This is a genomic window from Pseudomonadota bacterium (genome assembly GCA_034660915.1).
Taxonomy (GTDB): Bacteria; Desulfobacterota; Anaeroferrophillalia; order Anaeroferrophillales; family Anaeroferrophillaceae; genus DQWO01.
Window position 1 is genome coordinate 1 of the sequence record JAYEKE010000137.1, and the last position, 11,811, is coordinate 11,811.

The window sequence follows — 11,811 nt, forward strand, 5'->3', positions numbered from 1 at the left end:
GCGGTGATGGCATGGTTTTCATCCATGCCGGCGGCACGGTGATCACCAAAAAGCTGGTCAATGAACAGCTGCGGGTAGACACCGGCTGCATCGTCGCTTTCACCGGTGGAATTGATTATGACATCCAGCGGGCCGGCAGCCTGAAATCCATGTTTTTCGGCGGTGAAGGACTTTTCCTGGCCACCCTCCAGGGTACCGGGACGGTACTGCTCCAAAGCCTCCCCTTCTCCCGCCTGGCGGATCGGGTTCTGGCCCACGCTCCCCGGGCCGGTGGCAGTCGCAAGGGTGAAGGATCAGTGCTGGGAAGTCTCGGAAACCTGCTTGACGGTGATTAAATCAGCAAAACCTATCCACTAACGTTCGGAAAAAAACCATGAACGGAAAGATATTTTTTACTGTCTTCGCTACCGTTTTCCTGGCTGAGCTGGGAGATAAAACCCAGCTGGCCACCATGCTGTTTGCCGCCGACCGGCATGCCGACAAATTAACCATTTTCGCGGCCGCGGCCCTGGCTCTGATCTGCACTTCAGCCATCGGAGTTTTGGCCGGCACTCTGCTCTCACGCTATGTGGAAACCAGACAGTTAGCCATTCTGGCTGGAGTTGTTTTTATTACCATCGGCATCTGGACCATCGCCAAAGCATGGTAAATGAGATAAATAGAAATTATCTTTATGCAAAAACCAGCAACAGAAAAACTTAAAAATGAGATCGGCACCGCCGATTGGCCATTACTGAAACCCCATGCCGAACGTGGAGTTCTGCTGCTGATCCATCCTCAACTTGATTTGCTTGAAGTTGCCGTGCAGGTGGCCGAAGATCGAGCTGAACAAATTCGGATGTGGCTTGATGACGGTAAAATAACCCGACCAACCCCGACCCAGATGGAACAATGGGAAACGGGGAATACCATATTTACCTGTATCATCGTACAGCCCTTTGTCCTGGTTCAATTACCTTCATAAAAAAAGCATATTGAGACAGTTTTCAAAAACCGCTGAAATGTTTTCACCGGGAAAGAACGGCTGAAAACAGATGGAGAATTGATTATGATCAGGGCAAACCTGGGACGTCATGCCAAGATAGTTGCCACCCTGGGACCGGCTTCATCTTTGGTGGAGATGATCGCCGCTTTGATTGTGGCGGGGATGAATGTCGCCCGTATCAACATGAGCCATGGAACCTATGAAAGTCACGCGGCGCTGATTAAAAACATCCGGGAAGCTTCCAGAGAGACCGGGCTGGAAGTTGCCATTCTCATTGACCTCCAGGGACCGAAAATCCGGATTGATAAACTGTCGGCACCTCTGCAGTTGCGGAAAGGTGAAACCTGGATGATTGGAGCCACTAAAGCCCGGAATCGCCACCCGGAATACCATGACCGCTTCATCCCCACCACCTATGAACGGCTGGTCTCAGACTGTCGGGATGGCGACCGGATCCTTTTTGCCGATGGGATGATCAGCGCCCGGGCTGTAGCCCGCAAAGGGGATACCTATCAAATCAAAGTGGAAGTCGGCGGAGAGCTGACCTCAAACAAAGGAATTAACCTGCCGGATTCTATCGTCACCACTTCCAGTTTCACCGAAAAAGACCGGCTGGATCTGGCTTTCGGCCTCAAACATCAAATTGATTATGTTGCGCTCTCCTTTGTCCGTAAACGAGAAGATGTACTCCAGGTCAAAGAGGCAATCAGCAAACAGGAAAATGACATCCCGGTGGTGGCCAAGATTGAAAATCCGGAAGGCATCAAAAATATCCTGGAAATCATTGAGGCCGCGGATGCAATCATGGTGGCCCGCGGCGACATGGGGGTTGAAATCGGCAATCACCTGGTGCCAACCATCCAAAAGCAGATTATCAACCGCTGTAATAATCAGGGCGTGCCGGTCATTACCGCCACCCAGATGCTGGAATCTATGATTGAAAGTCCAATACCAACCAGGGCCGAAGCCAGCGATGTGGCCAACGCCATCTGGGACGGAACCGACGCGGTTATGCTCAGTGCTGAAACAGCTTCCGGCAAGTATCCCTTAGCGGCCATAAGCATGATGGGGAAAATTATCAGCGAAGCGGAAAAAACCCCCAAAGAACGTCCCAGCCTGAGGAACCTCGATCTGGCCCGGGTGGATGATGCCATCATGCTGACCGCCTCCCTGCTGGCGGAAAAAATCGGCGCCAAGCGGATCCTGGCGGTCAGCGAATCCGGCCATTCCTGCCTGCGAATCACCCAGTATCGACCCAGAGTTTCCATCCTCGGGATTTCGCACCATAGGCGAGTAGTCAGAAAAATGTGCCTTTTCTGGGGTGTCAGCCCATTTTTCCTCAAAGATTACCAGGAAGACCACCCTGATCTGGAAACCGATGTTATCAGGGAAGTCAGGGAACGCTGCCAGCTGAATAATGGCGACCGAATTGTCATTACCCGGGGAAGCGGGAAATTTTTCGCCAGCGGCAGTGCCAATTCCGTCCGGGTAGAAACGATTAATCTGAACCCGATGGAACAATAAAAACTTCCTATTCGAGACAGGCGAAGCCATCAGCTTTACTTAAAACCCGGAATGGTGTATTGATGCTGGTCTTTAAAAAAATATAATCCGGTAAAATAGCATAAAATTTGGGGACACCATCGAGACGGGACTGCGAACCTGGAAGATAACCCCCAAAAAAAAGCGGATTGCAATCTGCCATTAAAGTTGGAATAATGTCCCCAAACGAACAGGAACTGACACTGCCCAACCGCGTCCAGAAACTGGCGGTAAACGATAAAACCGTTTACCTGCTGGGAACCGCTCACGTCTCCCGGGAAAGTGTTGAGGATGTAGAAAAAACCATCCGGCTGATCAGGCCGGATGCGGTCGGCGTTGAGTTGTGCCTGGCCCGCTACCAGGCTCTTAACCGGCAGGATGCCTGGAAACAGATGGATATTGTCAAGGTGGTCAGGGAAAAGAAAGCCTTGTTTCTTCTGGCTCAACTAGCCATGACTTCCTTCTACCGCAAAATCGGCGATCAACTGGGAGTGCAGCCCGGCGCTGAAATGATTGCCGGCTACCAGGTGGCGGAAGAAACCGGTGCCACGCTGGTGTTGGCCGACCGCAGCATTGAAATCACCCTGAAAAGGGTCTGGGGATACCTGAATTTCTGGAACAAGTTGAAAATGACCGGCCATCTCCTGTTCAGCCTCTTAAGTTCTGAGGAAATTGACGCGGGTCTCATTGAAGAAATGAAAGAGCAGGACCAGCTTGACCATATTCTTGAATCCCTGGGGGAATCTTTTCCCGAAGTCAAAAAACGGCTGATTGATGAACGTGATATTTATTTGGCCCAGAAAATCAGGGAAGCCCCTGGAAAAACCGTAGTTGCCGTGGTTGGTGCCGGTCATGTTCCGGGCATTATGAAATACATCCAGGAAGATCATGATCTGAAATCAATTACCAGCCTGCCACCAAAGTCATGGGTCCCTGGAGTGTTGAAATGGGCAATCCCCGGATTAATCGTGGCGATGCTGATCGGCGGCTTTTTCAAGGGCGGCAGCCAGTTCTCCCTGCATTCCATCTATATCTGGATCCTGGTTAACGGCCTGCTTGCCGGACTGGGCGCAGCCGTGGCCCTGGCCCATCCATTGACAATTCTGTCATCAATTCTGGCCGCCCCGCTCACCAGTCTGAATCCCCTGGTAGCCGCCGGCTGGATCTCCGGGATGGTTCAGGCCTATGTAAAAAAGCCGACGGTGGCCGATCTCGAAGATTTGCCCAATGCCATTTCTTCCGTAAAAGGATTCTGGCTGAACCCAGCCTGCCGCATCCTGCTGGTGGTCGTCCTGGCAAATCTGGGCAGTTCCATCGGCACCTTTATCTCCGGCAGCTGGATTGCCGCCCGCATGTTTTAACTAAGTCAAGCAATTAGCTGTTGGCCATTAGCATTTAGCTTCGTAAAATCAGTGTCTTATGTTAATTTCAAACAACACCCAATGGGTGAAGATGGGTGGTAAACATTCGACTACGTTTTCAGAAAAGATAAAAATACTCTCACAGAGGCACAAAGTCACAGAGAACCCCAGTCATTTGCCCTCTGTGACTCCGTGTCTCTGTGAGAAATAATAAAAATTTGTCAATCTATAGACAAAGTCGAATATTTACGGTAGGTGATATTAAACATCTTGTAATTATTGGGCTAACTGCTAAAAGCTAATCGCTCAACTTAAGGATACAAAGAGGGTAGTTATGAATATCTTAGTTACCGGAGGCACTGGCTACATCGGCAGCCATACCTGTTTGGAACTGCTGCATGCCGGCCACCAGGTCATTGTCGTTGACAACCTGTCAAACAGCAAGGAAACATCGTTAATCCGGGTACAGGAATTGACTGGCAAAACACTTGTATTTCACCAGGTTGACCTGTTGGACAAACCAGCCCTGGAAAGAGTTTTTGCCGCCCAACCAATCGATGCGGTCATCCATTTTGCCGGGCTGAAAGCGGTGGGCGAGTCAGTTGAAATACCCTTAAGCTACTACCACAATAATATTACCGGTACCATCAACCTCTGCGAAGTGATGAAAAACCATCGGGTCAAAACCCTGGTGTTCAGCTCTTCCGCCACCGTCTACGGCGACCCCAGGACGGTTCCCATCAAGGAAGATTTTCCCCTTGGCCCCACCAATCCTTACGGTCGATCAAAGCTGATGATCGAGGAAATTCTTCAGGATCTGTACCGGGCTGAGCAACAGTGGAGTATCGCCCTGCTGCGTTATTTCAATCCGGTGGGAGCCCATGAAAGTGGCCGCATTGGCGAAGACCCCAACGGCATCCCCAACAACCTGCTGCCCTTCATTTCCCAGGTGGCAGTGGGCAAGCTACAGAAACTGGCGGTTTTCGGCAACGACTATCCGACTTCGGACGGCACCGGCGTCCGGGACTATATCCACGTGGTGGACCTGGCCATCGGTCATTTGCGGGCCCTGGAAAAGCTATCCGCAAACCCTGGAATTTTCACCTGCAACCTGGGTACCGGCCAAGGGTACAGCGTTCTGGAAATGATTCACGCCTTTGAGAAATCTTCCGGACAAAAAGTACCCTATGAAATCGTCGGCCGCCGGGCCGGCGATATTGCCACCTGCTATGCCGACCCCTCTCTGGCCAGGAACGAACTGGGCTGGACCGCGCAGCGGGGAATTGAGGCCATGACCGCCGATGCCTGGCGCTGGCAGGAAGGGAACCCGGACGGCTATGCCTGACGACCAGCAAAAAAAGGAACTGAAAAATATTTTTTCAGCTTTTACGGTTCCGGCAGCAAATGAATGGGTTGAAACTCTGCTGCAAAGCAAAAATTTCCGGTTGGAGCGCATCGTCTCTCACGGCCATGCCTCAGATAAAAATTTCTGGTATGACCAGGATCATTCCGAATGGGTTATTCTTCTTTCCGGCGGCGGCCGGCTGGTTTTTGCCGATCAGAACGAAGAAATCGAACTTCGTCCCGGAGATTATCTCAACATTCCCGCCCACCGGAAACACCGGGTTGTCTGGACCGAGCCCGATCAGCCGTCAATCTGGCTGACCATCCATTATGAACCCTTAGAACATAACGGAACGTCGCCAATGGAAAACAGCAAAACCGTCGATTATGCCCTGTTACATGCTTTCATGGACAGTCTCAAAGATCCCTTTCTGTTCGTGGATACGAATCATATCATCCGCTATATGAACAAAACCGCCCGCAACCATTTCAAAGATGGGGCCAATCTTTTGAACCGCTCGCTGCTTGACTGTCACAATAAGCATTCAAGGAAAATTATCATCGAGAATCTGGAAGCTTTTAAAAACGGTGAAGACGAAAGACTGATTCACAATACTGAAAAAAAACGACTTTTCATGCGGGCGGTACGTGATGGTAACGGTCAACTTATAGGTTACTATGAACGCTATGAACCACCACAACCGGGAATCCGGCTGGGGGAAATTTCAATCTTGAAAAACAAAGAATCTCAACTTTCTGAGTTGCTCTAAAAACAGCTGCAAGAAATCTCCAGGGGATGTTCCGGCATGGCTCTCGCTCATTCTCGCCGGCCGTCCATGGCTATGGGGGACACCGCTAAAGCAATGTCCCCGGGCGTCCGCCGCGAATCACATCGTGTGATTCGTTCGGCGGCCAATACCGCCTGCCTGTCGGCAGACAGGCTATGAGCCAAGCCCGAACATCCGGCAATATGTCCTTGGCAATGCAAGTCAGAAAGTTGAGAAAGAATAAAATGATTAACCGGAGGTTGGAATGTTAAGGCATCTTATTTTCTTGAAATTCAAGCCAGAAGTGACGGATGCGGAAATCAATGCCATCGAGAAGGGTCTGGCGGCATTGCCGGCGGCAATTCCTGAAATACAAAGTTTTGAATTCGGCCGGGATATCATCCATTCTGATCGGTCCTTTGATTTCGCCCTGGTTTCCACTTTTGCCGATCCTGAAGCTTTAAAACGCTACCAGCTGTATCCGGCACACCAGGAGGTACTGGTTCTGGTCAAGGCTGCCTGCAACCAGATTGCCACAGTTGATTTCCAGGTATAAATTGTCATTCCATTTGTTTATGAGCTCCTGAACCATGTTTCTCCCCACCACCACCGCTGAGCTGCATTCACTCGGCTGGTCCAGCCTGGATATTATCCTGATTACCGGCGACACTTATCTTGACAGTCCCTTTATCGGCACCGCCCTGATCGGCAAAGTACTGGCTGCGGCCGGATTCAAAGTCGGCATTATTGCCCAACCGGCCATTAATTCTGACGTTGACATCACCAGGCTGGGAGAACCTGAACTTTTCTGGGGTGTCTCAGGTGGCAGTTTTGATTCCATGGTCGCAAATTATACAGCCAGTGGCAAACACCGACACCGGGATGATCTGACCCCGGGAGGCCGTAACCATCGCCGCCCGGACCGGGCAGTTATTGTTTACACCAACCTCATTCGCCGTTACTTCAAACAAACCCGACCCATTGTTCTCGGTGGAATTGAAGCCAGCCTCCGGCGCCTTGCCCACTATGATTTCTGGTCCCACAGTATCCGCCGCTCGGTATTATTCGACGCCAAGGCTGATTACCTCATGTACGGGATGGGGGAAAATTCCATGGTTAAGCTGGCCCACCGGCTACAGGAACAAAAACCGGCGGAAGATATCCGCGGGCTTTGTTATCGCGGCAAAGAACCACCGGCAGAGTATCTTGAGCTGCCGGGCTACGACATGGTTAAGGATGATCGACAAAAATTCAGCGAGATGTTCCAACTCTTCTACCGCAATCAGGATCCAGTCTCGGCCCGGGGCTTTTATCAACGTCATGGTGACCGTTACCTGATTCATAATCCACCGGCGTTTTACCTCAACCAGGCTGAACTTGACCGGGTGTATGCTCTTGATTTTGAACGCCGCGTCCACCCCTATTACCAGACATCAGGTAAAGTACGGGCCATGGATACCATTCAGTTTTCCCTGGCCAGCCACCGTGGCTGCTACGGCGCCTGTAATTTTTGTGCTATTGCCGTTCATCAGGGACAGACAGTCCGCTGGCGCAGTGAAGACTCCATCATCGCCGAAGCCCGGCAACTGAGCCAGCATCCTGATTTCAAGGGCATTATTTCTGATGTCGGTGGCCCGACGGCCGACATGTACGGTTTTGAATGCGAGAAAAAAATCAGCCGGGGCATCTGTCCCGACAAGCGCTGCCTCTTCCCCAAGGTCTGCGACCACCTTCCGGTTCAACATCTAAGCCAGGGCCGCCTGTTGAAAAAGCTGCGACAACTGCCGGGAGTAAAAAAAGTCTTTGTGGCTTCGGGAATTCGCTACGACCTGGTACTGGCCGACCAAAAATACGGCGACCGCTACCTGAAAGAACTAGTCCAGCATCATGTCTCCGGACAGTTAAAGGTTGCCCCGGAACACAGTGAACCTGAAATCCTGGAGAAAATGGGCAAACCGACGATTGACCTGCTGCTGGAATTCAAAGATCGTTTTTACCGGTTTACCCGAGAAGCCGGCAAAAAACAGTTCCTAACCTATTACCTGATCGCGGCGCACCCGGGTTGCACCATGGACCACATGCTGAAACTGCGGCAATTCGTCAGCCAACAACTGAAAGTCAGACCGGAACAGATACAGATTTTCACCCCGACACCCTCCACCTATTCCAGCCTCATGTACTGGACCGGAACCGACCCATTTACCGGCGAAGCACTTTTTGTCGAAAAAAATCCCCGGGCAAAAGAAAAACAGAAAATGGTGCTGCTGCCAAAACCCCAGAAAAAAACTTATTGATTGTTTCGGCCATTATCGGTAAAATCGATAATATTCAATCACTCCAAAAAAAATCCAAAAATGAATGCAACCACGAAGAGCACGAAAGACACGAAGAAAAGTAATTTTTTCAGTCCTTCGTGATCTTCGTGTGCTTCGTGGTAACAATAAAATTTTCAACATATTTTACCTGAGGAATCACGCCATGAAAAAAACACTTCTTTTCCTTTTTGCAATCTTTTTCATCACTATGGCTTACGGAAGCACTGCCGTCGCCGCGGCCCAAAACCCGCAAGTGGTTTTTTCCACCACCAAGGGAGATATGGTCATCGAACTCTATGCCGACAAGGCACCCATCTCGGTTAAAAATTTCCTCGCCTATGTGGACAGCGGCTTTTACGACAACGTCATCTTCCACCGGGTTATTCCCGGCTTTGTTATCCAGGGTGGTGGTTTCAACCCGGAAATGGTTAAAAAAACCACCAAGGCCCCGATTAAAAACGAAGCTGACAACGGCTTGAAAAACCTTCGTGGGACCCTCTCCCTGGCCCGTACCCGGGTGGTAGACAGCGCCACCACCCAGTTTTTTATCAATTTAGGCGACAATGCCTCCCTTGATCACCGGGCCGGCAATTTTGGCTATGCAGTATTCGGCAAGGTGGTAAAAGGAATGGACGTGGTCGATACCATCGCCGGGGTTCCTACCGGCAGTCATGGTCATTACCGTGACGTCCCCACGATACCGGTAATCATCAACAAAGCCACCCGGAAAAAACCGTAAAGGAGCGGCAAAATGACCGAAACCAACCTACCGCCTGCAATTGCCGACCGTTATCTGCCATTCATGCGTGAAGTCATGGCTGCCGATGGCAAACATATCCATTCAGTTCATGTTTCCGGCAGCGCTTTGACGGATGATTTTAATCCGAAACTGGCCGACATCCATTCGGTAATTGTACTCCACCAGATGGAGCTTGATTTCTTAAAGCTGCTGGCGCCGCTGGGGAAAAAATACGGCAAAAAAGGAATTGCCGCCCCGTTGATCATGACTCCCTACTACATCAGCAGTTCCCTTGATGTTTTCCCGATTGAATTTCTGGATCTCAAGATTTTACATCAAACAATTCACGGGGAAGACCTGCTGAAAAACCTGGAAATCAGGATGGATGACCTGCGACACCAATGTGAACGGGAGCTCAAAATCCGCTTAATCGGCCTGCGCCAGGACTATCTTTCCGCCGCTGGTAACCGAAAAATTCTGGCGGATGGATTCAACCACGCCTTCTCCCGCTACCTGCCTCTCTTTCGCGGCGTCGTCATGCTGCTTGGCAGCCAGCCGGCTATTAATCCAACGACAGTCCTTGATCAACTTCAAAAAGCCACAACCATTGATCTTTCCGCTTTTGGCAGCATCTTTCAGGCACACGGGAAACGACAGAACCTGTCCATGGACCAACTGAACACGATATTTACAAACTGCTACCAGGCCCTGGAGCAGTTGGGGGATTTGGTTGATGAACACCAGAACTAGGTTTTTTTTCTGGCTTGCCCTGCTGTTATGCTGCTGTTTGCCGGTCACTTACGCGTCCGCTATCCAGCTGCCGGAACAGCCAGACCACTATGTAGTTGACCAGGCCGACCTGGTTGATTCAGCCACTGAGCAGAAAATCAACGGTTACCTGCAGGAACTGGAACAAAAAACCAGCGCCCAGATGGTGGTTCTTACCATTCCCAGTCTGGAGGGAGAATCCCTGGAAGATTTTTCCCTGCACGTTGCCCACGATCGCTGGAAACTGGGACAAAAAGGGAAAGACAACGGGGTCCTGCTGTTGATTTCAAGCGGAGATCGAAAGTACCGCTTTGAAATCGGCTATGGTCTCGAAGGAGTATTACCGGACAGCTTTGTCGGCAGTCTCGGACGCACCTACCTGGTACCGTTTTTCCGCCGGGGGGAATATAATAAAGGAATTTATGCCGCCGTACTGGCTGTGGCCCGTGAGGTTGCCACTGATGCCGACGTGAGCGTCACCGGGATGCCGAAGCTGAAAAACCATCCCGGGCAGCATTCAACCTCTCGCCGCAAGCCAAGCCTGTTCAGTAAAATTATCTCGCTGCTGTTCCTGATTGTCCTGGTTATCATATTTATCAAGAATCCTCGGCTTTTCCTGATGCTCCTGCTTTTTTCCGCCATGGGCGGCAGGCGCGGCTCCTGGGGTGGATCTGGTGGCGGCGGCTTCGGTGGTTTTGGCGGTGGCGGCGGCGGAGGCTTCGGCGGTGGAGGGGCTTCCGGCGGCTGGTAAACAGCTATCAGCAGTCAGGAAACGGACGCGGGGACATTGCTTTAGCGCACCCCACAAGCCAGAACAACTTAAAAAAGTTGAGAATTCAATCAACCAGAATGCACATATTTCAAGGAGAGTTGTATGTCTAAGCAAGTAAAAAACATTCTCATCACCGTGGCGATTCTGTTACTCATCGGCTTCATGACCTTTGGCTGGGTGATCAAAGGCTACAACCAGGCCGTGGCCATGGACGAAAACATTAAAGGGTGTTGGGCCCAGGTTGAAAACCAGCTGAAAAGACGCTATGACCTGATCCCCAATCTGATTCAAACCGTCAAGGGCTACGCCTCCCATGAAAAAGAACTTTTTGAAAACATTGCCGAAGCCCGGACAAAATATTTTCAGGCTGGAAGCACCAAAAACAAGGTAGTGGCAGCCAACCAGCTGGAAGGGGTTCTTTCCCGCCTGCTGATGCTCCAGGAAAGCTACCCGGATCTAAAGGCCAACCAGTCTTTTCTCAAACTACAGGACAGCCTGGAAGGAACGGAAAACCGGATTGCTGTGGAACGGCAACGCTACAACGATGCGGTTCAGGGTCTGAATACCTATGCCCGAACTTTCTACGGCCATTTTTTCACCAGCATTGCCGGAGTCAGCAAAGCAACCTACTATGAGTTACCGGAAGGTGAGAAAGCCGTCCCCAAAGTAAAATTCTAACAGGAGAATAAAGGAGAATCAACGTGGAAAACATGCAGGCACTGGTTGTCGTCTACGGCCTGAGGCTTATAGCCGCCGTCGCCATTTTTATCATTGGTCGCTGGGTGGCAAAGCTGATCAGAAAAGTGGTTGAAAAGTTAATGACCAAAAAGGCGATGGAACCAACGATTATCTCGTTCACCTGCAACCTGATTTATACCGCAATTGTCGTTTTCGTGGTCATTGCCGCCATCTCCAAACTGGGGGTGCAGACCACCTCATTTATCGCCGTTCTCGGCGCCGCTGGTCTGGCAATCGGCCTGGCCCTGCAGGGCTCCCTGGCAAATTTTGCCGCCGGCTTTCTGCTGATAATCTTTCATCCCTTTAAAGCCGGGGATTTTATTGATGCCGCCGGGATGACTGGAACTGTAAGTGAAATCAGTATTTTCACCACCATCCTGAAAACCCCGGACAACAAGGTGGTCATCATCCCCAACTCAGCCGTCATGGGCGGTACAATTACCAACTACTCAACCATGCCGACCAGGCGGGTGGATCTCA

Annotated in this window: 15 protein-coding genes; all 15 read left to right on the top strand. The window is 50.9% G+C overall.

The features are described 5' to 3' along the window. Positions 1–335 (top strand): AIM24 family protein (locus U9P07_08345; protein ID MEA2109411.1); only part of this gene is annotated, 335 nt, incomplete at its 5' end. 38 nt (positions 336–373) lie between these two features. Next, positions 374–649, top strand: a complete 276-nt coding sequence (locus U9P07_08350; protein ID MEA2109412.1) for a TMEM165/GDT1 family protein — start codon at positions 374–376, stop codon at positions 647–649. 24 nt (positions 650–673) lie between these two features. Continuing rightward, positions 674–964: a DUF2288 domain-containing protein gene (locus U9P07_08355; protein MEA2109413.1), complete on the top strand. Its 291-nt coding sequence runs from the start codon at positions 674–676 to the stop codon at positions 962–964. An 84-nt stretch (positions 965–1,048) separates the two neighbouring features. Next, positions 1,049–2,509 (top strand): pyruvate kinase, encoded by a 1,461-nt coding sequence (gene pyk, locus U9P07_08360; protein MEA2109414.1) that lies wholly within the window; start codon positions 1,049–1,051, stop codon positions 2,507–2,509. 194 nt (positions 2,510–2,703) lie between these two features. After that, complete coding sequence (locus U9P07_08365) at positions 2,704–3,888, top strand: TraB/GumN family protein (GenBank protein ID MEA2109415.1); 1,185 nt, start codon at positions 2,704–2,706, stop codon at positions 3,886–3,888. 334 nt (positions 3,889–4,222) lie between these two features. Further along, the gene (galE, locus tag U9P07_08370) at positions 4,223–5,233 is read left to right on the top strand and encodes a UDP-glucose 4-epimerase GalE (GenBank protein MEA2109416.1); all 1,011 of its coding nucleotides are present in this window, start codon (positions 4,223–4,225) and stop codon (positions 5,231–5,233) included. Beyond that, complete coding sequence (locus U9P07_08375; GenBank protein MEA2109417.1) at positions 5,226–6,002, top strand: cupin domain-containing protein; 777 nt, start codon at positions 5,226–5,228, stop codon at positions 6,000–6,002. The genes galE and U9P07_08375 overlap by 8 nt, the downstream gene beginning before the upstream one ends. A gap of 36 nt (positions 6,003–6,038) precedes the next feature. Continuing rightward, a complete protein-coding gene (locus U9P07_08380; GenBank protein ID MEA2109418.1) occupies positions 6,039–6,179 on the top strand; it encodes a hypothetical protein in 141 nt (46 codons plus the stop codon). A gap of 85 nt (positions 6,180–6,264) precedes the next feature. After that, positions 6,265–6,555 carry a Dabb family protein gene (locus U9P07_08385; protein MEA2109419.1) on the top strand — a complete coding sequence of 97 codons (291 nt, stop codon included), beginning with the start codon at positions 6,265–6,267 and terminating at the stop codon, positions 6,553–6,555. Between the two features lie 34 nt (positions 6,556–6,589). Beyond that, positions 6,590–8,293, top strand: coding sequence for a YgiQ family radical SAM protein (locus U9P07_08390; GenBank protein MEA2109420.1), 1,704 nt, complete (start codon positions 6,590–6,592; stop codon positions 8,291–8,293). Between the two features lie 184 nt (positions 8,294–8,477). After that, entirely contained in the window at positions 8,478–9,053 is a 576-nt protein-coding gene (locus U9P07_08395; GenBank protein ID MEA2109421.1) for a peptidylprolyl isomerase, read from the top strand. A 12-nt stretch (positions 9,054–9,065) separates the two neighbouring features. Next, positions 9,066–9,803: a hypothetical protein gene (locus tag U9P07_08400; protein MEA2109422.1), complete on the top strand. Its 738-nt coding sequence runs from the start codon at positions 9,066–9,068 to the stop codon at positions 9,801–9,803. Continuing rightward, on the top strand, positions 9,787–10,572 hold the full coding sequence (locus tag U9P07_08405; protein MEA2109423.1) for a TPM domain-containing protein: 786 nt from the start codon (positions 9,787–9,789) through the stop codon (positions 10,570–10,572). Before U9P07_08400 ends, U9P07_08405 begins: the two co-directional genes overlap by 17 nt. Positions 10,573–10,695: 123 nt before the next feature. Continuing rightward, positions 10,696–11,271, top strand: a complete 576-nt coding sequence (locus U9P07_08410; protein ID MEA2109424.1) for a LemA family protein — start codon at positions 10,696–10,698, stop codon at positions 11,269–11,271. A 32-nt stretch (positions 11,272–11,303) separates the two neighbouring features. After that, the coding region (locus U9P07_08415) for a mechanosensitive ion channel (protein MEA2109425.1) at positions 11,304–11,811 on the top strand (508 nt) is incomplete at its 3' end.

Bases quoted from the DNA above. Each gene is read 5' to 3' on its own strand.
- pyk (MEA2109414.1), top strand. From the start codon at position 1,049: ATGATCAGGGCAAACCTGGGACGTCATGCCAAGATAGTTGCCACCCTG.
- U9P07_08405 (MEA2109423.1), top strand. From the start codon at position 9,787: ATGAACACCAGAACTAGGTTTTTTTTCTGGCTTGCCCTGCTGTTATGC.
- U9P07_08400 (MEA2109422.1), top strand. From the start codon at position 9,066: ATGACCGAAACCAACCTACCGCCTGCAATTGCCGACCGTTATCTGCCA.
- U9P07_08365 (MEA2109415.1), top strand. From the start codon at position 2,704: ATGTCCCCAAACGAACAGGAACTGACACTGCCCAACCGCGTCCAGAAA.
- U9P07_08355 (MEA2109413.1), top strand. From the start codon at position 674: ATGCAAAAACCAGCAACAGAAAAACTTAAAAATGAGATCGGCACCGCC.
- U9P07_08350 (MEA2109412.1), top strand. From the start codon at position 374: ATGAACGGAAAGATATTTTTTACTGTCTTCGCTACCGTTTTCCTGGCT.
- galE (MEA2109416.1), top strand. From the start codon at position 4,223: ATGAATATCTTAGTTACCGGAGGCACTGGCTACATCGGCAGCCATACC.
- U9P07_08380 (MEA2109418.1), top strand. From the start codon at position 6,039: ATGGCTCTCGCTCATTCTCGCCGGCCGTCCATGGCTATGGGGGACACC.
- U9P07_08375 (MEA2109417.1), top strand. From the start codon at position 5,226: ATGCCTGACGACCAGCAAAAAAAGGAACTGAAAAATATTTTTTCAGCT.
- U9P07_08390 (MEA2109420.1), top strand. From the start codon at position 6,590: ATGTTTCTCCCCACCACCACCGCTGAGCTGCATTCACTCGGCTGGTCC.
- U9P07_08410 (MEA2109424.1), top strand. From the start codon at position 10,696: ATGTCTAAGCAAGTAAAAAACATTCTCATCACCGTGGCGATTCTGTTA.
- U9P07_08385 (MEA2109419.1), top strand. From the start codon at position 6,265: ATGTTAAGGCATCTTATTTTCTTGAAATTCAAGCCAGAAGTGACGGAT.
- U9P07_08395 (MEA2109421.1), top strand. From the start codon at position 8,478: ATGAAAAAAACACTTCTTTTCCTTTTTGCAATCTTTTTCATCACTATG.